Here is a 23,527-nt window from a genome sequence, read left to right on the forward strand (position 1 = left end):
AGGAGTTGATAGGGTAGATAAGCAAACGGTACAAAGGCTTGGTTAATTTTGAGCGCTTAATCTTGAGTTTTGAATTAAGCCATTGGCTTAGACCTTAAAACTCAAAGCTCAAAACTGTGTCCTCAGCCTAGTGCCATCATCGCCTGTTTTCGACTATGTCCCGTGTGCGCCAGCACGTTAACCCACTCAATATTCGCTACGCCACCCCTGTTACCCCGCCTTGCTGGGCCGATGTCTTTGCCCAGCCTGCCCAACCATTACATATAGATATTGGCTGCGCTAAAGGCTATTTCATCAGCGATATGGCTCAAGCTTGCCCAGATTGGAACTTCCTTGGTTTGGAGATTCGAGCCCCCTTAGTAGAACAGTGTCTGAAACATCGTGACCAGCTGGGACTGCACAATCTACATATGCTGTTTTGTAATGCCAACAATTCCCTACGACCGCTATTGGCAAGTTTGCCTCAACCCCCCCAACGAGTGAGCATTCAGTTTCCCGATCCGTGGTTTAAAAAGCGCCACCAGAAACGGCGTGTGGTGCAACCGCAGCTAGTGGCAGATTTGGCTGAGTATATGCTGCCCGGTGCATGGATTTGGCTGCAATCTGATGTGCAAGCTGTGGCAGAGGACATGGTTGAGGTATTTGCCGCCAATTCCTCTTTTCGGCGTTCCTTTGAGCCTCCTCATCCAGCACCCGTTGGCACCACAGGACCCTGGTTAGCAAACAATCCCTTGCCAGCCCAAACTGACCGAGAACGAGTCACCCTAGGGCAGGGCAAACCTGTTTATCGGGCTCTCTTTATCAAAGCCTAGATGACCTTCTAGAGACGAGTTTAAGAGAATGAATAGCTGTCCAGCACGTGCCTCTCTAGAACACGTCTTGGTAAAAAGCTCTATTCGGTGACTTTGAGTGCGTAACGATGGCGACCTTCCGGTTCAAAGGAGCCAACCCAAACGCGATAGGTACCTTTGGTAAAGGTATCCTGAATCATAGCGTCACGATTTTGACGGCTGGCACTGTCGTTACAACGCACAGTGTTGTTATTCGGCCCTTGAATCAGCAATGTGGTGTCTGCGCCACCACTATCAACCGCTATCGTTAGCTCACTAAAGTCTTCCTCTAACGTCAAAACATGGTCTGGCGTGCGGTCAGCGTATCCTAGACAAAACTCACCATTGCTGTCACGGTTAGCGATGTTTGATAAACCATAGGAACCAACCGTTTCACCCGTTGCTTGAGTAGAGGTAAAGCCCAGGGCCAGGCTCATTTCATCGGCAGCTTGGGCAACGGCAGCTAATGCTAAGGGTAAAACAAGACCCGTTAATTTGAATGCTGTTGATTTGAAAGTTGTTGATTTAAACATGATGGTCACACCTCAGGGGCACACATTGGATGCTATAACTCACTATTTCTAGCATCCCTACACTCTTACAGTATCTCCTTTAATAGGGTTAGATACTATTAAGATGACGCTTTTTATCACTGGTACAATCTCCAAAATATCAGGATAAAAATTGATGGTTTATGGTGAAATAATTCTTTAATTTCTAATTTTCTAAGGGTAAAAACTCTGGGCCTGAAAGTGAGGATTATATCCCTTAATTTCTTTCTGTTCCGGTAGGCGGTAGGTAAGGTGTTTGCTGGTACTTTTTCCTAAGTGCACCAAAGATTCTGCCATTTTAACCGCTGCTGCCACAGCGTCAATTACCGGCACCCCTAAGCGTGCTTCTAACTGTTTTTCCAAACCACTCATGCCAGCACAGCCCAGGCAAATGGCTTCAGCTCCATCCTGTTGAATAGCCAGTTGGCTAGCTTTGATCAGAATATCTAATGTGGCAGTCCGATCCTGCTCCGTATCGAGCACCGATAGTTTTGTGGTGCGTACCGATGCACATCGAGCTGTTAGCCCTGTTTTTTGAATTGTTTTTTCCACCATGTCTCGTACACGGTGGAGGGTGGTAACAACACTCCATTTAGCCGCTAACATATTGGCCATGTAGAGACTGGCCTCGGCAATTCCCACTACGGGCTTCGACGTAATTTCACGGGCTGCTTCGATGCCAGGATCTCCCCAACAGGCCAAAATAAAGGCATCAGAGCTAGTATCCAGAATAATTTGTTCCAAAATCCCAGGAATAGCCAGATACTCATCATAAAAACTCTCAATGGACTCAGGTCCTGTTTGAGGTTGTACAGTGATTATCTCCGTATTAAGGAACTTGATAGCTTGGGCTGAGGCATTGATATTCGCCGTCATCGGCTGGCAAGTATTGCCGTTGATGATCTTTATGTGACACGTTGGTTGAGCCATGGCCTTAGGGAGCTAGAACATGACAATGCTCCCATGCCATTAGGACCCAGCCTTAGTTTTTATCGTTGGCTGCTATGTATCCCCAGCTATAGGCTGTTGGGCCAATGGATTGATGCACGGTAAACTCGGTCACTGGCACATAATAGTACGAGTCAAAATAGGCTTCGGTGGTGGGCCATTCCCAGGGGGAAGGACTGACTTCATCGGCAAATTTCCTAATCGGTGCTTCCCATCGACCTGCATGGCCATTGGGATTTTGAACATCCATCGGGCCATAGATGGTGATACCTGGCGGTGGATCCTGCCCCAATGCCCGTACATCTGACATCAGCGGCATTTGGGGATTTCTGTGACCCAGACCAATGGTGTACATCATATTGCTAGGGTTGGCCCCTGCTGCAAATTGAGTTGCTAAAATGCCCGCCCGTAAATAGTCCTCATCCCCTGTTAGGGTGTGGGCATGGAAAAGCGCCCGAGTTTTGGGTGTGGTCGTAGAACCCCAGCCAATCGAACGACTCGGATCTGCGTTCCACTTAAAACCGGTGCTCTCAATACTTTCGATATCAGTTTTAGCTGCCCGAATGATGGCATCGGTTGCATTTTTTTGAATAGTTTTATTGACCGTTGGTTGATTGGTACGGCTATAAACAAATGCCGAATGGCTCTGATCGTGATAGCTATGGGGTGAGATGGAGACATCGGCACTGGTAAACACAGTTGTGTCGAGAAAAATCTGATGCCATTGGTCATCACCAGTCAGTCGATAGAGCTCTGCAGCCGCTAGATTACGGGCTGAGTGCACAATTTCATGCTGTTCTTCAGTCTTTTTGGATAGCTCTGCTTCAGCCCAGTCCATGGCCCGAATAGCACTATCTTGATAGGTTTTAGCTAAGGTCTGATCGTAATTTTGCAGCACATAGGCGGCTCGCGTTGCCACATTGGCATAGAAATAGCTAGACCAAATGCCTGGGCCATACACCATGACCATCTGGGATTCTTGCCAACTGCCCTGGGGCTTAATTGGATGCTCAGCGGATTCAATGCCGCCTGGAATGCCGCCTGCTTCGGTCTGTAAACGGCGAAACACATCCAAACCCCAGAGGGCCTCATCCATAATGTCCGGTAAATTATTGTTGGATTCAGGTAGATTCAGCTTAATTGAGTCGAAGAACTCTGGATGGAGTTCTACCAGTTCTAGAAATGACCGACTAACATGCAGGTGAGAAATACGACGGTCCCAATCTCCGGCATCCATCCATCCACCCCAGGCATCAGGCACTTCTTCCTCGGTGCGGGTTTCCACTAATGCTTCGAACGAATTTATCCCATCCCAATAGTTAAAACCCATGCGAGTATCCATCAGCGGCACGGTGGAGCGGTAAATGACCATGCCGTCTTCTGGATGGAAAGGGCGAGGTCGTCGGTAATCGGTGTAAGGTTGTTCGAGGGCAATGCCGCTACGTTGATGGTACATTCCCCGGGCCGAGACATAGAATCCATCACGCCATGTATTTTCACCAATTTCGAACTCATAGGATGTGCCTACCCCGTCCACGTAGACACGGTACTGTCCCGGTGTGGAAAAGTCACTAAAGTCCATAATGAAAACATCGGTGTCATTATGGTTGCGATCCTGTGAGTCCCTGTAGTCTTTTGATTGCGATAGGGCCGTTTGACCTTCATAAACTCTGTTACCCGTGGCTGTATCAATCAGCCAAAATGCCTTGCCCGTACTATAGTCAAGGCCCCCACCGTTCCCCATCCAGGTAGATAAGAAGGCTACTTTGGCCGGGTCATCGGGGTCGAACCCCAGGTGTGAGACTTGAACTGCTTCACTGCGGGTTTGTTCGGGTTTATAGATAAAACTAGTATCTTGCAGGACGGTTTTACCAAATTTGAGCTGATAGGTTTCACCCACCACTAGCTCGTCCGGCATTTCTAGGAATATGGTGTGGGTTGTAGGCCACTCAAACCGCCAGGGCCCAGTTTCTGCCATGGACCTGATGTTGCTTTTGCGATAGACATTGCTAGGAGCAACCTTTTTACCATCACTGGTTAGGATTTGGTACTGGTTAAGGCTGTCAATACAGTTGGTGTTGAATTTAGGGCCCACATATTGATCTGCCAATCGAATCATGTTGGGTACATCGGGAACCAGCTGCCCCAGAAACGTCCCCTGCCGCGATACCCAACCGTCTTTCTTAATGGTGTCACCAGGTTCAGCATTGTAAACAACCTGTTTGCCCCGAACCAGTTCACCCACTTCGACACGTAGGGCCACTACATTTTTGCTGACGGTATAAGCGTGGGTTACTGAGATACCCGATGCATCATCCTCTTTTGAGGATGCTGAGTTGACGATGGCTGGAATTTCAATACCTGCCAAGTTAGCGTTGCAATGGTTAACGGTAGTCCAACCAAGTAGAAAAGAGAGGAGGTTTTCTAACATTTGGGTGTGAAGGTGTGGAAGTTGGACAGTGGGATTTAGTAGACAGTCTATTCCTGGGTTTGAAAAGTTCCTTGGATTTGCCTCGATGACATTTGCGGTAAATTTGCTGTCATCGAGATATAAGACATCTAAGTGCCTGAAATTGACGTTGGGACAATTGGAAACGTTAGGATTACTTAACCCTTCTTAAATTGTTGAACTGTGTCCGGATCTGTACTCCTGATAGTCAAAACCTTTGTCAGCTTGGGGCTGCAGCCCCAATAGTCCCCATAGTGGACGCTATTTATTGTGAAACTTAGGCTGACGCTGACTAGGGACTGCCGCAGCTGTAGGCCAGGTGGTCGGGTGATAGCTGGCCGAGATAGAAAGCTGAAAGCATTGAAAAATAAGAATATTTATTAGTGTCTGATTTCGTGAATATTAACCGGACTGTATTAGGTGGCTTGTGACAGTTGCCCTATTTCTGTTGTTCACAAAGCGGTTGATAGTAATGATGGGCGGTTGAGAGCGCGTGTGGTGTCCTTGGGAGATGAAGTGATCCCTTGGTTTACCGCCTGCCATAATGGCTAAATACCCAGAAAGCGACCCCCAACCGCCAAGTTAGAGCCGCTTTCTAAGTGTGTTGTGATGCATATCGAGCATACCTAATGATACGCATATTTCTGGCCCATGCCAGTGAAGATAAAGCCGCTGTCACTGATTTGTACAACCGCCTTAAGGCAAGCGGGTTTGAACCGTGGCTCGATAAGGTTAACTTGCTACCAGGCCAGAGCTGGCGAGCTGAAATTCCGAAGGCGATTAAAAATAGTCATGTCTTTATCGCGTGCCTATCGCAGAAGTCGATCCAAAAGCAAGGCTATATCCAGCGTGAGTTCAAAATGGCGCTCAATGAAATGGCGGATCGGCCTTCAGGGCAGATTTACCTGATTCCTGTGCGCTTGGACGATTGCCGGATACCTGACCTCCGCCAGGAAGACTATGGTATTAGCCTATCTGACTACCAATGGGTGAATTTCTTTGAATCGGATGGGTATGACCGTCTGGTCAAGGGAATTGAAACGGGTTTTGCTGATGTGCTGGCACAACCTGGAGCGTCTCAGCCTGCCCTCGAAACATTCTCGTTTGAAGTTGTCACCGTTGACCGAAAAGGGACGGTAAATCATCGTGAGCAAAAGAGTGCAGCCTATTATCGGGCAGACCTTGGTAGTGGTGTTTATCTGGACCTGGTGAAAATTCCATGGGGCCGGTTCTGGATGGGCTCACCAGACAGTGAGACTGATCGATTCGATCGTGAAGGCCCGCAGCATAAGGTACAGGTCCCTGAATTTTATATGGGGAAGTATCCGGTCACACAGCGTCAATGGCGTGCGGTATCACTCTTGGATGATGTAGATATCGAACTAAAGCCTGATCCATCGCAATTCAAAGGTGACAGCCGTCCCGTTGAGCGAGTGTCCTGGTATGAGACGGTGGAGTTTTGTCAGCGTCTCGCGCGCCACACAGGAGCTGAGTACCGTTTGCCCAGCGAGGCGGAATGGGAATATGCCTGTCGAGCTGGAACAGCCACATCCTTTCATTTTGGTGCAACCATTACAACTGAGCTGGCTAACTATCGGGGAACTGATGCGAAAGAGTATGGTTGGTCTGGTTCTTATGGTGCTGGGCCAAAAGGTGAGTATCGACAGCAGACAACAGATATCGGGAGGTTTTCGGCAAACGCCTTCGGTCTTTATGGTATGCATGGCAATGTCTATGACTGGTGTCAAGATCACTGGCATGACAATTATGATGGGGCACCCACCGATGGCAGTGCTTGGATTACGGATAATGAACAAGCTCGCCGTGTAGTACGCGGTGGCGCTTGGAACTACAGTCCGAGGTATTGCCGCTCCGCTTACCGCGTCAACGGTACGCCCGGCTACCGCGTCAACTATATCGGTTTTCGTGTAGTATGTTCAGCGCCCAGGATTCCTCAAACGTAGACCCATTTGCCCTTTACCCTCTGGTTCTCCAGGCTTTGCCTGGGAACCTTGCCCTTTTGCCCTGTTGTTGTTTCTGCGGGTTCACTACAAGAGAAGATCTTCAAAGATACGAATAAGCCAGATAGAGTGAGTCAAGCATTGGGGCAGTGTCTATGAAAAAAACGCTACAATTTCTGGCTTGTATTTGATAGAGCGGTTTTAATAGCTGTAGGCATAGAAAGCGATGACCAACCGCCAAGTTATAACCGCTTTCTATCTATATCGTGTTGTAGTGCTACTTGTCATGCGATGATTCGTATCTTTCTAGCCCATGCCAGTGAAGATAAGCCCGCTGTCACTGATTTGTACTATCGTCTCAAAGAAAGCGGCTTTGAACCATGGTTCGATAAGGTTAACCTGCTAGCCGGGCAAAGCTGGCGGGCTGAAATTCCAAAAGCGATCAAAAATAGCCATGTCTTTATCGCCTGCCTTTCACAGCAATCAGTCAAGAAGCAAGGGTACATTCAGCGCGAATTCAGAATGGCGCTCAATCACATGGCAGACCGCCCCCCAGGCCAGATTTTTTTGATTCCAGTTCGGTTAGATAAATGCCAGATACCTGACCTCCGCCAGGAAGAATATGGCATTAGCCTATCGGACTACCAATGGGTAGATCTGTATGAACCAGATGGCTACGACCGTCTGGTTCAAGGCATTAGAGCGACATTTGCTGATATGGCAGGGGACGACAATGCTGATGAGGTAACCTTCCCAGAGCAGCTGTTGTCTACGGCGGCTCCTGTAACATCGTCGATTACTAATGATGTTGCTACCCAGGCCGAGCATGCTATCCCAGTAACAAATTGGTCGGGGGCTCAAATTGATTCACTGCATAAGGCTTTGCTGAGTGCGTATCCCACAGAGCCGGGGCTTAAACGTATGCTACGGACTGAGCTAGATGTTCATCTAAATCAGATAGCTGAGGGTGCTAACCACAGTGAAAGAATGTTTGCTGTGATCGAAGCGTTAGAGGCTGAAAGTCGTTTACCTGAGCTGATTAAAGCCGCCCAGCGTGGGAATCCAGGCAATACTAAGTTACAGATATTGATAGCAAAGCTCAGTGCGTCTTAGCTTCCTTTAGCCGGTGTATCACTTTTGTATGGTTTACTGCTGATTATTGTTTATCTCGTGGTCAGTGGCCTTAAGGTACTACCGGAAACCTGAACGTTAAGTCTGAAGACATGCCTAAGATCGTTACTTTCAATTTGTTTACATGGATTTGAGTGGGGCGCAATTTAATCAGTTGGAACAGGCCCTAATTAACGCTTATCCAGATAAGGATAAGCTCAAGCGTATGGTCCGACTGACGTTTGAGATCCGGTTGCAGGAAGTTGCAGAGGCCGAAGAACATACAACTCGGGTAGATCGGCTGATTGAGTGGGTTGAAGCAAATGGTGATGTTCCCCGGTTAGTGAGAGGTGCTCACCGCTGTAACCCTAAAAATGTGTTGCTTCGGCAATTTTGTCGTGACCATTATGGGATTGTTCTGGCTGACGTGGCTCGCAATAATATCTCCGACTTTAGTATAGAAAGTATTGCAAAGCTCACCTCTTTAGTAATGGATGCGGGTGTTTCTGGCGATCAAATTGAGACAGCGGGCTTCGCTGCGTTGCCATCGGGCGCTACTGATAACCCCTCAGATACAGACTTCATTGATTTTAAGACCGCTGAATTTTCGCCTGTTTTACGGCTATATGGTTTGTTGCGTTTAGTTCTAATTCAATTTGTTCATAGGTCGCACGGTCAGTCAACCCTGCTTTTGTTTGTTCAATCATTGCTGACACAGTTGCCTGATAATTCCACCGCTAAAGTGACCTTAGTTGAATGGATTCGAGCCACTGATGTTGATGCTGCGCCAGTGTCGATGAGAGTGGCAAAGCCAACAGGAACGTTAGAGGTATCGCTGATGGTGCTCGTGCGTTCCCAAAAGACTTCAGCTGATCAGCCCAATGTGTACAAAGTCAATGGCTATCTGTATTTTGATCAAATTTGTGGGCGTGCCCAGCCGTGTCCTGAGCCTAAGCCACTGCTAGAGCTATCGCTGCCTGAGTTTCCAGACCAGTTAGGTGTAACATGTGCCTGGCAGGCTGTAGAAAGCTACACCGACAAGTTTGTTTGTGAGGCGAGGCGGCAGCTGAGTCATCAGCTAAGACAGGAGCTTAACTATCGTAAGTTTCAGCTCAATATTGAACTGTTTTTACCGTTAGAGCGGATGGGGGCTCCTGTCGATCAGTGGATGTGCTCGGCATTGTCTAGACAGACACCACTGGGCAGAGACTATGGTGTGATCGTGCGGTTTCAACAGTATGTTGATGATCAAGAGTTACAGAATGATCTTTTCGACTCCTGGGATTATCTCCAGGATTATCTAAAGTCAGATACCCTGCACCATCATATTGAATCGCCCGAGAGCCTCAGTTGTTATAAAACTTGGCGTCAGTTAGAAACGGTGCTGCGCCAAAAGCTAGGCTTTAAGTTATGTTGCGGTTTGCCAGCAGCAGCCAAGGATCAAAAAGGTCTGTTTGAAGCCATTCTTTATAGCTATACGCCGCTGGCCGTGTGGACCCGCTGTGGTGATTTGGTTGATCTAGATAGTGAAGCAGCTCAACCTTTAGATGTATCTGGTGCTCTAGCGGATTTTCTCGCAGCAGACTGTGTAAAGCATCCGGCCATCCTGGCCAACAAGCTTAAGACCGTCCGAGATCAAGCTTGGTCAGCGGACTCTGAGAAGAAAAGCCAATGTTTAGGTGCCCATCTGGCATTTTTGCTAGATAATCCAGATCGATTGCCCGTTCCTCCTCTCCTAGCTAGCTAGCACGTGCGCCATGACCGATTGGAAAATTTTTCAAGGTACCCATGCGTCAGCGACCGATAAGCTCGCGCAATTACTCTCGGTGGAGGCCCCTAGCTGGCGTCAATTTGTTGATGCTGATCAACAATCGACCTGGGATGCTGAAGCCGATGGGCATTACTGGCAGCAGCTAAGGGAGATTGCCGCACAAAAAACACGCGATATTCGTCGCGGCGAGCGGTTTCGCTTACGTCTGCCTGCCCCTCCAGCTGAGGACTCGTCAGGAGCTGATACAAACCCCTACGATAGCGTGATTGAGGCCGTTAATGCTGCGCTCTATCTACGCCGTCCCTTGATGATTACGGGTTTGCCTGGGTCTGGCAAAACGTCCTTAGCCTATGCCCTTGCCCGTGAGTTGAATTTAGGGCCGGTGCTACTCTGGCCGATTACCACTCGCTCTTCGCTCAAAGAAGGTTTGTATGAGTATGATGCTATTGCCCGTTTACAAGATGCTCAGCTCAGTGAGCAGCTAAGTAATTTAGGCCAGCTGGATGATATTCAGCAAGCGGCGGCAGACTTTAAAAACATTGGTCAATACATTCGTTTAGGTCCTGTCGGGACTGCCTTTATCCCGTCTGCCACTCCCCGCGTTTTGTTGATTGATGAAATCGATAAAAGTGATATCAATCTGCCCAATGAACTGCTTAATCTCTTTGAGGAAGGAGAGTTTGAAATAGCCGAGCTAAAGCGCCTGTCTAAAGCAGGGGCCGAGAGACAAACTGTTGAATCGGATGATGGCCTCCAGGTCCCTATTTATAAGGGTAAATTGCGTTGTCGAGAGTTTCCCATCATTATCATGACCAGCAATGGTGAGCGTGATTTTCCGCCTGCTTTTTATCGTCGATGCTTGCGGATTCGAATGCCAAATCCATCTGAACAGGCACTTAAAGCCATCGTAGCGGCGCATTTAGGAGAGACTAACGTTCAACAATTCAACCATGTTATCCGGGCCTTTGTGTCTGACCAAGACAGCGAAGAGGCTGCTAGCTTACCGACCGATCAGCTGCTCAATTTAATTTACTTGTTTGCCCAGCAACCCGCCTTAGCGTCCCAAGATTTAGATAAATCCACCCTCAAAAAGTTACTCTTTAACCCGCTCAACAATGCTGGAGACGCTGATGCTTGAGCGATGGGTTGAGGTACTGGGAGGTGATGAGATTGATCTGTCGGCAACTGAAATAGCCGATGCCTGTTGGATGGCGATGATTCAACATCGGTTTGGTGTTGAGCAGCCCCAACGGTTACAACGTGACCCGTCAAAAGCTACCTCGTTGCCTGCGTCTACGACAACAAGTAGGCCCTCGGACACGACACAAGATGCCCCTGCCAATGAGCCGGAACGCTCTCCGTCTCCAAGTAGCGGAACCGGTGAATTAGTGACAAAACGCTCCACAAACGATACCCGCTCAGACACAAAAACGCTTAGAGTACCGACTGAATCAGCACTGCGCGATTCTTTACCCTTTGCGCAAGCCTTGCGCCCACTGATGCAGCAGCGGTCTATCGGGCAAGGTGTTCTGTTAGATGAGGCGGCAACGGTCCATAAAATTGCCGAAGAACGGGTTTGGCAGCCAGTAGCCAAACCCCGAACCGAAAATTGGTTAGATTTAGCGATCGTGGTGGATGAAAGTGCGTCCATGTTAATTTGGCGGCGCACCATCCAAGAAATTACTCGCTTTTTTAAGCATTATGGCGTTTTTCGAGATGTTCGCCTGTGGGGGCTGACAGCCCAAGATGACTCTCAACAAGAGATAAGTCAGCAACTCTATATTCGTTCTACTCCATTTTCTCCTATTCGTTCCCAGGATTTACGCCGTCCGGATAGTTTACTTGATCCGTCTGGACGCCGACTGGTGCTGATTGTGACCGATTGTGTTCATCCCCTATGGCAAACCCCTGAACTACTCAACCTGCTTAAGCTATGGGGCAGTAGTAGCCCGATGGCGATTATGCAGATGATGCCAGAGTGGCTGTGGCGGCGCACCTATTTGCGTCAGGCAACGCTAGTGAGCCTGCAAGGCAAGACGGCGGGCAGTGTGAATCAGGTCCTTGAGGTGGTGCTACCAGAGGTTACCTATCAGCGTAAATCTAAGGCCGATAGGCAGGCTGATATCAAGGTACCGATTGTTACCTTAGAGGCTGAACGGTTGCAGGCATGGACCCGGATGCTGGCCGCTCACGGGGGACATTTTACCCCTGGGCTGATTTTTAACCCCCGTGCCCAGGCGGCAACTGTTGCGGTTGAGCAACGCCGTCAGCAAAAATCATCGAATGAAGGCACGGTGGCCCTGAGTGCCCAGGCATTTAGGGGAGTCGCGTCGCCGCTGGCGCGACGGTTAGCCAGTTTACTGGCCGCGTCGCCTGCTATTACGTTGCCAATCATTCGGATTGTGCAGGAGATGTTGCTGCCGCAGTCTGAGCAGATCCATGTGGCAGAAGTGTTGCTAGGCGGCATTCTAAAGCCTCAAACAACCGTGACACCGGAGAGTCATCCAGATCATGTCACCTATCAGTTTGTTGAGCCTGATATTCGTTCGGCGTTGTTGGCGGAAGCGCCTGTGACGGACACTACAGTGGTGTTGTCGCGTTATATCGAAGATAATTTTAATCAATCTCTTCATGATTTTATTGTCGAGCTTCGTCGTCGCTTAAGCCGATCTGACCAGGCGACCAAAGATGAGTTAAAGCCCATTGCTACCATTGCCGCTGATGTGTTGCAGTATCGTGGGCGTGAATATGCCGATCTTGTACGGGAAGTCAGAGAGCGTTATGACGAGACATCTCGAGAGAACGAGTCTGCGGAATTAGATGAGATATCACCTGAGCAGTTCCCGCCGTTAGCTGACTTTGAGTTTAATGAGGGTGAGTATGTTGATGGTGACGAGCGGCCCACATTTCCGCCACCAACACAGTCTTATCCGTTTACGATTCTTACCCTGGAGCCTGCGCCTGAAGAGTCGCCATCCTTGGAGACGTTTGATATTACCGTTGCTACGCTTGTTGGTGGTGGTCAACAGTGGCAGATAGAGCGCCAGCAGCAGGCAGCTCGCCGCTATGTAGAGCCTTTGTCTGAGGAGATTAATCTTGAGATGGTGGCGATTCCTGGTAATAGCTTTATTATGGGGTCTCCTGACGATGAGCCAGGGCGTTTTGACAGAGAAGGTCCTCAGCATGAGGTGAGCATTAAACCCTTCTTTATGAGCCGTTACCCGGTTACTCAGGCCCAGTGGCGGGCTGTGGTGGCCATGCCTCAGGTAGAGCATAATCTAGTAGATGCCGATCCTTCTAGCTTTAAAGGTGATACCCGTCCGGTTGAGCGTGTCTCTTGGTATGGCGCTGTCGAATTTTGTCAGCGTCTCTCAAGGTATGCAGACCGTGAGTATCGATTGCCAACAGAGGCTGAATGGGAATATGCTTGTCGGGCTGGAACAACCACACCGTTTCATTTTGGTGACATGATTACCACTGAAGTAGCGAACTATAGCGGTAACTCTTACGCAGGAGGGCCAGGAGGGGGAAAGCGTGATAAGACGACACCAGTAGACTACTTTGGTTTTGCTAATGCCTATGGTCTAAGTGATATGCATGGCAATGTGTATGAATGGTGTCTAGACCACTGGCATGACAACTATGACGATGCTCCTACAAATGGTAGTGCCTGGAAAGATAGAAAAGGGAATGCAAGTCGTGTAGTGCGCGGTGGCTCCTGGTACAACTATCCGAGGTCTTGCCGCTCCGCTTATCGCTACCTTAATGCGTCCGGCAACCGCGACTTCAATATCGGTTTTCGTGTGGTACGTCCAGCGCCCAGGAATCCTTTGTAACCCTTTACCCTCTGGTTCTCCAGGCAGAGCCTGGGAACCTTGCCCTTTTGCCAACAGATAACAAGACTTTTTTATAGCGTCTATGTCTTTTACCCTTGCCAGACGTCAAAGCCAAAACCAAGGTTACGAAGAGTTCTTGGCTGAAGATATTTTACCGCTGAGGATGATGCAAATCCCGGCAGGGCGCTTTATGATGGGCTCCCCAGAAGATGAGGTTGATCGATTAGATCGTGAAGGACCGCAGCATGAGGTAGCCGTCTCTCAGTTTTTTATGGCGCAATATCCGGTAACCCAGGCCCAGTGGAAAGCAGTATACGCTATGCCTCAGGTAAACCGTAAGCTAGAGGCTGATCCATCTAAGTTCAAAGGCGATCGCAACCCGGTTGAGCAAGTTTCCTGGTATGAGGCCGTGGAGTTTTGCGATCGGCTGATTATCTATACAAATCGCAACTATCGCCTGCCCACAGAGGCCGAATGGGAATATGCCTGTCGGGCAGGGACAAACACTCCGTTTTACTTTGGGCAGACGATTAATACAGACCTGGCTAACTATCGAGGGACAGACTGGAAAGAGGGAGATGGGTCTGGCGCTTATGGCGATGGCCCCAAAGGGAAATACCGCAAAAAGACGACACCGGTAGACCAGTTTGAAGGGGCCAATGCCTTTGGACTCAGCGATATGCATGGCAATGTCTATGAATGGTGTCAAGACCATTGGCATGACAATTATGACGGTGCACCCACTGATGGCAATGCTTGGGAAGATCGAGAAGAGCAGTCAGATCGTGTAGTACGCGGTGGCTCTTGTTACTACAATCCGCGGTATTGCCGCTCCGCTTGCCGCACCGAAAATACGCCCGGCTACCGCCTCAACCCTGTCGGTTTTCGAGTAGTATGTTCCGCGCCCAGGATTCCTCAAGCGTAGACCAATTTGCCCTTTACCCTCTTTCTCCAGGCTATGCCTGGAAACCTTGCCCTTTAGCCCTTTGCCAAAAGCTTAAAACAGCTCTTCTTCTATTTCATCTTCTCTAATAAACGTATGACGCTCAAACACCTTTTGCCGTAGCCGATAGGTGTCACCATGTTTCAGATGGGCTTCCCAGCTTTGCAGCCGCTGCACTAGGGGCTTCAGCGTAATGTCTCCGGCAGCATACTGCCGCTGTAGTGCTTTGAGTCGTCGTCGGGCTCTACGCACGTTATCATTACGCACTCGGATCCGGTCTGGCAGGATGCGAAATCCAACAAAGTTAACACCATAGCGGGTTTCAGATAGCTGACTCTTAATCAGGTGCATTTTGAGCCGTAGGGTGGCCAGATAGTCTTCCATGGCCAGACGTGCGTTAGCCAGTTCTTGGCGATCATCCGAGAAGACTGCAAAATCGTCTACGTAACGCAGATAGTGTTTGAGCTTGAGCTGGCGCTTGGTGAAATGGTCAAAAGGACTGAGGTACAAATTAGCCAAGAACTGACTGGTAAGGTTGCCGATGGGGAGACCTCGACGGCGCATAACTGGTGTCAGTAGATCATCTCAATGTTCTATCTAGTAGGGGAACGATCACATTACACAGGGCATGGTGGACCACCCGGTCCCGATAGGGAGCTGCCGAAATCATGCAGGGTTTGGGATCGCGAATTCTAAAGGTGCGGTATCTGCCTGGTTGATACGTTAGGGTTTTTAGTTCCGTATGTAGGCGAAGAAGTTCCTGTTCCAGGCGGTCATTAAATGCAAGTACATTGGGCCGGAATCGCTTGGCTTTTTGAGCTTGCCGGGATGCCATCAGCAGATTATCGAAGGCGATCACTTGGGGCCAGAGGTTACCATGACGTTTCATGGCCTTGCCTGCTGCTGTCGTATCCAGCCGCCCAGGTCGGTGCCAATAGCATTGATCAGCTTCCCCACGTACTGATAGCGCTTATGGGAGAGCAGATCAAAGTCTAAGAGCAGTCGGGTTTGATAGCGCAGCACATCAAGCTCGCTATTGAGATGCTGAAGCTGCGGCAGTTTATTTCGTTGGTATCTTGCCAGCACCAGACCTTCTAGCAGATCATAGAGGCCCGTTATGATGCGATTTCCCAACTGAAACCGATGGTCCCGAGGGAGCCGATTAAGAATCGGAACATACCATTTGATCAGATCGTAGGTTTTCTGGATAATAGGCAACTCGGCAGCCATTGGCATCAAGCTTGCGTGCTAACGATGTCATTCAGAATGCCCAGAGTCCATGTAGCGTTTTGTCTCAGGGGGTTAGGCTTTATAGCTAGGGCGTCTATGCTAAAAAGTGGGGTAGGCCGCAGAGCGGTGGCGCTTGGAACAACAATCCGAGGTATTGCCGCTCCGCTTACCGCAACAACAATACGCCCGGCAACCGCAACAACAATATCGGTTTTCGTGTAGTATGTTCTGCGCCCAGCACTCTTCTATCGCTGGTTCCTTGGCTCCGCCTGGGAACTGAGCCGGTCAGAATTGGCAGATGGGAATCTGTCGAGCGTACCCCAGAGGAGTCCAGAGCCTATTCCAGCGATGCCCATTGAGGCATCCAAAAATCAAACCGAGCCAGTTACTTTGGTAGGGAAACCGAAGACTTAGCTGGCTCTGCAATCTTTTGCTGTGTATGCCCCAAACTCTTCGTCGAACTCCTCGCACTGGTCGGGGATATATTGAACCTAAATTAGAAGTATCTGCGGCCCTGCCGCTTCATATGGTGCTGATACCTGGAGGGTCCTTTATGATGGGGTCGCCTGAAGACGAGGAAGGATATGAGGAGTCTGAAAGTCCTCTACATAAGGTGACTGTGTCACCATTTTTTATGGCACGTTATCCGGTCACCCAGGCTCAGTGGAAGGCGGTAGTAGCAATTGATCAAGGCGGGAGTAAGCTAACGGCTGATCCTTCTTATTTTAAGGGGGGTAACCATCCTGTAGAGACCGTATCCTGGTATGACGCGATTGAGTTCTGTGCGCGTCTAAAGCAGCATACCGATCGCCCGTATCGCCTTCCCACTGAAGCGGAGTGGGAGTATGCCTGCCGAGCGGGTAAGTCTACTCCCTTTGCCTTTGGGAATACCATCAGTCCCGAGGGCGTTAACTATAACGGAAACCATACCTATGGTGATGGTGCTAAGGGTGAATACCGAGAAAAAACAACACCCGTAGATCACTTTGATATTGCGAATGCGTTTGGCTTAAGTGATACGCATGGCAATGTCGATGAATGGTGTCAAGACCATTGGCACAGCAACTATGAAGGGGCACCCACCGATGGCAGTGCTTGGGGAGACAAAGAAGAGGATTTAGGGCGTGTAGTACGCGGTGGCTCTTGGGGCAGCGATCCGAGGTATTGTCGCTCCGCTTCCCGTGACAGCCTTACGCCCGGCATCCGCAGCAGCTATATCGGTTTTCGTGTAGTATGTTCAGCGCCCAGGATTCCTCAAGCGTAGAACAATTTGCCCTTTACCATCTCTTGCGCTTTTGCTCTTTGCAGAGAAAAACTGTTTCACTTCACGAATGGAATTTGGGGTTCTGAAAAGAACATACAGACTCACTGGACTAAATCGGGCATATTTTGCTCAACTGTCACACCCCTCAACCCCTGATTCAATAGTTGAGTGCCTACGCTGAAACCCTTATAACTCCGTTGACTAGTTGCGGGCGTTGCAGATAGTCAGAGAGTTTTAACCCACAGTGGCGCTTGATCCAAATGACCAGCAAAGCTTTTTATGTAAATCGCTTTAACAGATTGCACCTTGTTTGTTGATCCACCTTTAGAGAATATTTCTCTAGCTCCCACTAGGTAACTCGATTCTATCAGGCTTCTAGCATAGCTTAAGACCTTTTTGCATTCGGCTTCAGACTGACCATTGACAACAACTTTACTGTTGTCGTTTAAGACTAAACTTCCTCTAACAGCGCCTTTTGTGTACGTTGGAAAGTTAAAATCATAGGTGTGTGAAATCATTTTTTTGGGATGAGGGATATGCATAGACCAGCGACTATGACCTCCCTCTGATGGTTTCCAAAGGATAATTAGTTGTGGGTGTTCTCCTGTTTTTGTTTCCCACGCTATAGGAACAGCTGCATTTGTTTCGGGTGGACATTTGATTTTTTCCCACACTCGCTCTGTTGCTTCAGACAGTCTCTCTAGAGCCGCATAAATCCCATGTAGTCCAGATCCTGACCATGGCAAGAGATAGGGCAAGGTGCTTTCACACCCAGTCATATTAATACTTCCGAGCCCAGACACCTCAAACTTCTTCTTTATCTCTTGTATCTCGTCTAACAACTGTTCGATAGTATTCGCGCTAGCCTCACAACACTCATTGTTTATGTTTTCTCTGATGACTCGTAACGTTGTTTGACAGTCAGACTGAGGATTCTTTTTCGTGGTCGGTGGAGTCGTCGTCTTTTTGCTATTTACGTTAGGTGGAGGGCTGGTTCTAGTAACACGTCTAGACTTTTTGCGTTGTACCCTACCCAGAATAAACGGAACAGGCGGAAGATTAGGGCTATTGTCATTAGAAGAGTTTTTCTCTTTAGCTTCCTTTGGATTGACTGGGTTGACAGGTGGCAAACCACCTAAACCCTTCAGGACGTCTGGATTGCTCGGTGTTTGTTCGGGTTGTTCAGCGGAGCCTAAAGGATCGGGTGGTGCTGTATCCGGTATGTCGCTAGGCGGTTGGGTGTCTCCAGAAAAATCAGGTAACTCGCTGATATCAGGCCAGCTTTTCGAGGGAGTGATCACCTGAGGTTCTACAGGAGCACCCGAAGGATTATTATTGTCATCTAAAGGAACAACGTCTAAAATTTCCAAATAGCTTACAAAAACATCACGGTTATTAGTTCCGGTTCCTGTAATAAATCCCATATCTAGCAAATCACCACCACCATAAAATTGATGGTCACGATGGGCATTGCCTCCGGTAATTCCTTTAAAGTAGTGTTTCCCTTCTGGTTGAGAATTTGGATTCCTATAAACAGCGGTTCCGATAGGTCCTGTTTTACCCGTTAACGTTTTTGATTCTCTCCATGGTCTTTCTTGGGGACCCTCAGAATGATCTGGCCCATAATCAGATTTTGTTCTATACGTTACAGTATACTTTTTGCCTGCTTCCCCATAGGTTTCTGGATCGTGAGTGAGCCCTTCAGCGATAGGTTTAGAGGCTTGTGTACTGGGTTCTAACTGTTGATCATTCTTTCCAAGTGCAGCCTTTAAGTGCTCTCCTAAACTAGGACCAAAAGGCGAGCCCATTCCCTCATAAAGTTTATTGCCAGCATATAAACCAATGCCCAAAGCAGCTGTGCCTAACGTTGCCACAACACCTGCTGGATTACTGGCAACAGGTGTAAACAAGATTGAACCGCCACCAACAGCAGCACCGGCACTTAACGTTGTTCCGTTAGCTGCTGTGCTATGGAGAGGGTTTGTGCCTTGTGGCGCATTGAAACGAGCACGTTTTGCCGCATTCCAGGTTTGTATCGCGTGTGCCGTTCTAGCACTGCCGGTTGTTGCTGTCCCTGAATTGCTCGCAACGTTACCAGTTTGAGACCCAAACTTAGTGATATTTTGGGCGGATTGTGTGGTTCCTCTAGGGCCACTGGTTGAGGTTCTGTTGCCACGTTGAGAAAAATTGTGTTGATGCCGTTGCAAACTCCGATTTAATGCATTTGACAGGCCATGCCCCTGTTGAGGAGTCGGCGCAGGCTTCAGGTTTAATGGTCGTCTGAGATTGAGTTGCCGCTTTAAATTGAGTCCAGGCTCTTTATACGGCAATGAGCCTGGACTTGGTGCAGTGGCTGGAGACCGTTGTAGCCTTAATCTCCCTGATGAGGGTGGACTAGCACTGAGATCCCCCGACGTAATACCGCTCCCCTGTGAGCCTGTTGTATAAGGGCCTAGGATAGAAGCCGTATTCCCTGGTGACAAATACGTAGGCATTATCAGCTACTTTGTAAGAATTCACTGGGTATGGTTCCCGAATAATAGGGTTTCGTGGCTTCCCATAACGTTCCATACGCGCCTGTATTATAGTCTGGGTGCAACCTGAGGTTAGACCGATAACTGATGTAAATCTCCTTGTCATAGTTTCTAAACAGAGATTGTTGCACGCGGTCTACTCGGATACCTTCTGCTTCGTTATAGGTCTCCCCATTGTTCATGTATTCGAGCACGGCATTCGCCCATGCCGCTAAGCTCTCCAGCCCATTAACGAATGCGCTATCCGGTATTTGTGCTCTGGTGAGTGGAATTGTCATGATGGATGATTCGGGTGTAGTTTCGCTCCATAGTATAGGTGGATATTTTTTACAACAAACGTAGAACTATCACAGGATTAAATCAAATCCCTAAAGGTTTTGAGCTAATCAGTGTTTCTGACTATTCAGAAAGATTTTTTATTCACGAAAGAACCGTAAGAAGACGATGTAAATGTAAGCAGCTTTGTGCTTACAAGATTGCCGGTAAATGGCTCATTTTAACCAAGCGTGGTTAACCCCTTTGGGTTTAATGCCGAAGGGACAAAAGCGTTTCTAACATGATGGATTTGCAAGCGTTTTAGCCAACCTTTTGGGTGGAGATACTCCGCTGTCTATTAACGAGGATTTTTGGCTATGGCTGCTGCAATGACGACATCAGCAACGAGTATTGAAGGACAAGCGCTTGAAGTTGCTCGCGAGCTTCAAGTATTAGAAGCAGCACAATCTACGGCTGATGTGCCGTTGAATAACGTACAGATTGATACGGATATTGAAAGTGGTTTGGTGTCCATCACCATGACCCTACCAACGGCCTTGAGCGGGACGGGGGGAGCCTTCACGTTGTCCGCATCTGAATACCTAAGCTAATCAGCTAGGGAATACGTAAACCCTAGGAGGATTAGATCATGGGAACAGAACGAATCAACGTCAATTTCACGGTTGGAAAAAACACCTATCAGATCAGTGGTGCGAGATGGTTTTATGCGGATAAGACCGTCAAGAAAATCATTGGCGGTACTCCAGCGACAGAAGCCACCTCAGGCGCAACCAGCAGTGGCATTGTTGTCTCTGGTGTTGAGGCCAAGCGCGTACTTGTCAAGCTGGTGCTGGTCTACAGTACCGCTGTTGGGACTGCCGTCAAAAATGCCGCTCAGGTAGACAAACCCAAGCGGTTTCATTTTTACTGTGACCCTGACAAAGCTGAAGACGCCATGCTGTCTCTGGCGAAAAAGAAAATCTTTGGCCGGGCTGTCCTCCGTGTCTATCGACCGCTAAAGCGCTGCTATTACTAAGCTGTGAGAGTTAGAGGCTGGCCATTTACAAAGCCTGTGGGGATAGCGTTTGGGTTATCTCTACAGGTGCTAACAGACCAGTATCAACGATTAGAGATTAAATCTCTTCTTGCTCACCAAGGGCATCGATTTGCATTTAGGCTCAATCAGTCGGCTGATGTGCTGGTCAAGATCACGAGCGTTATTGCCAATCAAAAAGGCTGGCATCGGGCCGGGTATCTGGCAAATTTGCTAACGGGTGGGCCGATTCGTGAGCCTGTGCAAAACGTCGAGCGACTTTATTTTGGACAACAACATATCTCTATTGCCTACACGGGATTAGAGCACTATCTTGAGTTTTGGCCCCATGTGTGGATCACCGATTATCGCATTGAGCTATGGGCCAAACAGCAACAACACATCGAATTGAATCCTATCGTTCCAAGGTTTGATGGGGGGGTGTTGTTCTTCGGAGTTGGATCGGGTTTACCCGATAGAGCGTTTACCTTTAATGGAGACCTAATACACTTTCCATGAGTAGTAACGAGTTTTCAGAACTCCCATTGCTACCACTGCCCTATCGAGACACAGATTATTTTTACGTGTCTCGTGATGGCCAGTCTTATCGAGGAGTACCCGATCCATCCATAAGCGGTCTAACGTCTGCTCTGGGCGTTCAGGTTGCATCGTTTCAAATCAGACGGCCTGCGGGTGAAAGCGGCGGTAGCTTTTACCCACCGGCAACCTGGTTAGAGCGACCGTTCAACTATGAACACCCCTTAAACAACTTTGGAACGCTGTCACCATTCCCCAGCGCTGGACGGATTGAGCTTCCCTCAGGTCACTACGTCGTGATGGGCTGGATGACGGGAATGGAAAACGCGGAGATGCGATGCCGTTTACGGACCCTAACAGGCTCGCTAGACCCGATCTATAGTGCGAGCTATTCCTTGCATTATAGCTGGCATATCCCCCTAGACGGGCTGCTAGCGGTCACTGAGCCAACGCAGCTGGTCGCAGAGATGCGATGTGACCGCAATCGGTCTAAGGCTTGGGGGTATGGCTACCGCACCCATGTTGAGCCCGAGATCTATGGCTCACTTTTGTTTCTCAAGAAAACTTAGCTACTTTGACCTATGGTGACTGTTCAAAACGGTGAAGGCGCACAGGGCTTTACAGGGTACACCACACCAGACGGGGATTGTGTTAACCCTGCTTACATTGCTGAATTCTTCGACCAGATGGGAGACGCCTTACAGACGGCAATCTGTGATGGTCGGATCGAGGATCGGGTATTTGTTCTAGAACAATTTGCAGCGATGCAAACTGTTCTAGATACGCTGGTTAACCAGGAAGGCTTTACCGCTCAGGTTCAACAGTTACAAAATCTGATTGAATCGCTGCAAGACCAGGATGGCGACGGCGTTAATGACCTGCAACAGGTTAAGGATCGCCTGGATGCCCTAGAAAGCAGTTATAACAGCCAGCAACAACAAATTAATCAGCATGGTGATCAGATCACCAACTTGCAGACAAACCAGACCACTATCCAAACGACTCAAGCCACCCAAGGGCAGCAGATTGCAGACTTGCAAGGTCAGCTTGAAAACATTGATCTCGACTCACTGGGCTTGGATGCGGATGCCATTCGTTGTGAAGCGGTGACCGATATCTACAATGCGGTTCAAGCAGGCGTTAATGCCTTTCAGCAACGGTTGCAGGTGAACTGTGTATTGCCAACATCCTTAGACCAGGTGAACACTGAGTCTGACACCCAACCGCCCGCAGAACCTCCAGCGGGTGACAGTGGCGGTGACGGTGAAGATGTACCCGATACCCTTTAAGGGGGCATAGCTGATGATTAGACCTGTTGTGAATGGCATGGTCACCCTGCAAAAACCGGGCTACCTATTGACGCTCGACTTTAGCCAGTGGCTTGAAAAGCTGCCCTATGATCCGTATGTCTTGATTCACTCGCAAGACAGGCCAGTTGGTGACCGCAAATGGGGCATTCTAGAGGTTAGCAGTGGGAACGTCATCTATTCGGAAGCCTGCAAAGTCGAGAGCTGCCAACCGCATGAAGGATGGAAGCTCACAGACGATGTATCTGGCATTCCGCCGATGGCGGTTGTTTATCCAGCCTGTAAGTCTGAGATAGACAACAAGGGGACGGCCAACATTTGTTCAATCGGGTTTGTCCACCCCAGCAAAGTCAAAGAACACGCGGCATAGTTGATTCCTTGAAACTCCCATGAAAAAAAGGGCGATCTTGTGTCGCCCTTTACGTTTAGTCATCATGAACAAATTTCTGATAGAGAACCTACCGTTAGCAATAACAGTGTTTTCAACGGCAGCCGGTGTGATTGGCTTCTTTGTTGCTAGAGTTCGTCATAGCTATGGGTTGGAGCGTGATATCAATCATCTCAAGCGAGATTACAAATCACTGAGTAACAACACCAATATTCTGTTGAAAGAGCTAGAGAGACGCCTTGACTCAGTAGAAAAAGAGATCGCCACTGTGAGGGGCATTAATCAAGTATTTCTTGCTCAGTCTAAAGGGCTTGACACTGATAGATACTTTAGTGAGTGAGAACGATTAGAGTGGATTATCTGTAGAGCCAAATAGCAAATAGTCATGGATTTGCCCGGTAGCTGTCTCTTAGCATCGGGCGTTTTCCTGTCGAAAAACACTCCTCTATTTCATCTCTTGAATGTTTGCAGTGTCTGCAAATAGCCAACCTAGTTACTAGGATCTTAGCATATGTCTTTAACCGCTGAATCAGGGTTTAGGAAGTGTAATAGCTGACTGATTTAGTCTTTGATCAGCCCA

At 48.7% G+C, this 23,527-nt stretch carries 21 protein-coding genes and 2 pseudogenes; 16 read left to right on the top strand and 7 right to left on the bottom strand.

Features of this window, described 5'->3' with window-relative positions:
• Positions 1-155 precede the first annotated feature (155 nt).
• A complete protein-coding gene (gene trmB, locus DXZ20_RS32625; RefSeq protein ID WP_163702902.1) occupies positions 156-812 on the top strand; it encodes a tRNA (guanosine(46)-N7)-methyltransferase TrmB in 657 nt (218 codons plus the stop codon).
• Positions 813-892: 80 nt separating this feature from the next.
• On the opposite strand, the gene DXZ20_RS32630 is transcribed toward trmB, so the two are convergent.
• The 3 genes from DXZ20_RS32630 to DXZ20_RS32640 all read right to left on the bottom strand — a co-directional run bounded on the left by DXZ20_RS32630 (position 893) and on the right by DXZ20_RS32640 (position 4,760).
• Positions 893-1,363: a hypothetical protein gene (locus DXZ20_RS32630; protein WP_163663343.1), complete on the bottom strand. Its 471-nt coding sequence runs from the start codon at positions 1,361-1,363 to the stop codon at positions 893-895.
• 192 nt (positions 1,364-1,555) lie between these two features.
• Positions 1,556-2,311, bottom strand: coding sequence for an aspartate/glutamate racemase family protein (locus DXZ20_RS32635; protein WP_163663345.1), 756 nt, complete (start codon positions 2,309-2,311; stop codon positions 1,556-1,558).
• 52 nt (positions 2,312-2,363) lie between these two features.
• Positions 2,364-4,760: a glycoside hydrolase family 9 protein gene (locus DXZ20_RS32640; protein WP_163702903.1), complete on the bottom strand. Its 2,397-nt coding sequence runs from the start codon at positions 4,758-4,760 to the stop codon at positions 2,364-2,366.
• 647 nt (positions 4,761-5,407) lie between these two features.
• On the opposite strand from DXZ20_RS32640, the gene DXZ20_RS32645 reads away from it, so the two are divergent.
• From DXZ20_RS32645 to DXZ20_RS32670, 6 genes are all read left to right on the top strand, one after another.
• Positions 5,408-6,742 carry an SUMF1/EgtB/PvdO family nonheme iron enzyme gene (locus tag DXZ20_RS32645; RefSeq protein WP_163702904.1) on the top strand — a complete coding sequence of 445 codons (1,335 nt, stop codon included), beginning with the start codon at positions 5,408-5,410 and terminating at the stop codon, positions 6,740-6,742.
• 288 nt (positions 6,743-7,030) lie between these two features.
• Positions 7,031-7,852 (top strand): TIR domain-containing protein, encoded by an 822-nt coding sequence (locus DXZ20_RS32650; protein WP_163702905.1) that lies wholly within the window; start codon positions 7,031-7,033, stop codon positions 7,850-7,852.
• A gap of 142 nt (positions 7,853-7,994) precedes the next feature.
• Positions 7,995-9,596: a VMAP-C domain-containing protein gene (locus tag DXZ20_RS32655; protein ID WP_163702906.1), complete on the top strand. Its 1,602-nt coding sequence runs from the start codon at positions 7,995-7,997 to the stop codon at positions 9,594-9,596.
• Positions 9,597-9,606: 10 nt separating this feature from the next.
• Positions 9,607-10,758 carry an AAA family ATPase gene (locus tag DXZ20_RS32660; RefSeq protein WP_163702907.1) on the top strand — a complete coding sequence of 384 codons (1,152 nt, stop codon included), beginning with the start codon at positions 9,607-9,609 and terminating at the stop codon, positions 10,756-10,758.
• Entirely contained in the window at positions 10,751-13,456 is a 2,706-nt protein-coding gene (locus DXZ20_RS37960; RefSeq protein ID WP_250566005.1) for a formylglycine-generating enzyme family protein, read from the top strand. Before DXZ20_RS32660 ends, DXZ20_RS37960 begins: the two co-directional genes overlap by 8 nt.
• A gap of 82 nt (positions 13,457-13,538) precedes the next feature.
• Positions 13,539-14,381 carry a formylglycine-generating enzyme family protein gene (locus DXZ20_RS32670; protein WP_163702908.1) on the top strand — a complete coding sequence of 281 codons (843 nt, stop codon included), beginning with the start codon at positions 13,539-13,541 and terminating at the stop codon, positions 14,379-14,381.
• Positions 14,382-14,453: 72 nt separating this feature from the next.
• Here DXZ20_RS32670 and DXZ20_RS32675 read toward each other — a convergent pair.
• Both DXZ20_RS32675 and avd read right to left on the bottom strand, forming a co-directional pair.
• A pseudogene (locus DXZ20_RS32675) lies at positions 14,454-15,288 on the bottom strand (RNA-directed DNA polymerase).
• A complete protein-coding gene (gene avd / locus DXZ20_RS32680; RefSeq protein ID WP_163702909.1) occupies positions 15,285-15,635 on the bottom strand; it encodes a diversity-generating retroelement protein Avd in 351 nt (116 codons plus the stop codon). Before avd ends, DXZ20_RS32675 begins: the two are co-directional and overlap by 4 nt.
• A 128-nt stretch (positions 15,636-15,763) precedes the next feature.
• On the opposite strand from avd, the pseudogene DXZ20_RS38870 reads away from it, so the two are divergent.
• Positions 15,764-15,988, top strand: a pseudogene (locus DXZ20_RS38870) (hypothetical protein); the annotation flags it as partial.
• Positions 15,989-16,068: 80 nt separating this feature from the next.
• Positions 16,069-16,893, top strand: a complete 825-nt coding sequence (locus DXZ20_RS32685; protein ID WP_163702910.1) for a formylglycine-generating enzyme family protein — start codon at positions 16,069-16,071, stop codon at positions 16,891-16,893.
• Between the two features lie 224 nt (positions 16,894-17,117).
• Here DXZ20_RS32685 and DXZ20_RS32690 read toward each other — a convergent pair whose 3' ends face one another.
• Both DXZ20_RS32690 and DXZ20_RS32695 read right to left on the bottom strand, forming a co-directional pair.
• Entirely contained in the window at positions 17,118-18,803 is a 1,686-nt protein-coding gene (locus DXZ20_RS32690) for a hypothetical protein (protein WP_163702911.1), read from the bottom strand.
• Positions 18,804-18,835: 32 nt separating this feature from the next.
• Positions 18,836-19,069: a hypothetical protein gene (locus DXZ20_RS32695; RefSeq protein WP_163702912.1), complete on the bottom strand. Its 234-nt coding sequence runs from the start codon at positions 19,067-19,069 to the stop codon at positions 18,836-18,838.
• A gap of 990 nt (positions 19,070-20,059) precedes the next feature.
• On the opposite strand from DXZ20_RS32695, the gene DXZ20_RS32700 reads away from it, so the two are divergent.
• From DXZ20_RS32700 to DXZ20_RS32730, 7 genes are all read left to right on the top strand, one after another.
• Entirely contained in the window at positions 20,060-20,293 is a 234-nt protein-coding gene (locus tag DXZ20_RS32700; protein ID WP_163702913.1) for a hypothetical protein, read from the top strand.
• A 38-nt stretch (positions 20,294-20,331) separates the two neighbouring features.
• The gene (locus DXZ20_RS32705) at positions 20,332-20,718 is read left to right on the top strand and encodes a hypothetical protein (protein WP_163702914.1); all 387 of its coding nucleotides are present in this window, start codon (positions 20,332-20,334) and stop codon (positions 20,716-20,718) included.
• 36 nt (positions 20,719-20,754) lie between these two features.
• On the top strand, positions 20,755-21,234 hold the full coding sequence (locus DXZ20_RS32710) for a hypothetical protein (RefSeq protein ID WP_163702915.1): 480 nt from the start codon (positions 20,755-20,757) through the stop codon (positions 21,232-21,234).
• A complete protein-coding gene (locus tag DXZ20_RS32715; protein ID WP_163702916.1) occupies positions 21,231-21,821 on the top strand; it encodes a hypothetical protein in 591 nt (196 codons plus the stop codon). The genes DXZ20_RS32710 and DXZ20_RS32715 overlap by 4 nt, the downstream gene beginning before the upstream one ends.
• Before the next feature lie 12 nt (positions 21,822-21,833).
• Positions 21,834-22,541: a hypothetical protein gene (locus DXZ20_RS32720; RefSeq protein ID WP_163702917.1), complete on the top strand. Its 708-nt coding sequence runs from the start codon at positions 21,834-21,836 to the stop codon at positions 22,539-22,541.
• 13 nt (positions 22,542-22,554) lie between these two features.
• Complete coding sequence (locus DXZ20_RS32725; protein WP_163702918.1) at positions 22,555-22,929, top strand: hypothetical protein; 375 nt, start codon at positions 22,555-22,557, stop codon at positions 22,927-22,929.
• Between the two features lie 64 nt (positions 22,930-22,993).
• The gene (locus DXZ20_RS32730; protein ID WP_163702919.1) at positions 22,994-23,287 is read left to right on the top strand and encodes a hypothetical protein; all 294 of its coding nucleotides are present in this window, start codon (positions 22,994-22,996) and stop codon (positions 23,285-23,287) included.
• Positions 23,288-23,527: the final 240 nt, after the last annotated feature.

It is taken from the genome of Adonisia turfae CCMR0081, from assembly GCF_011009555.1.
Taxonomy (GTDB): domain Bacteria; phylum Cyanobacteriota; class Cyanobacteriia; order Phormidesmidales; family Phormidesmidaceae; genus Leptothoe; species Leptothoe turfae.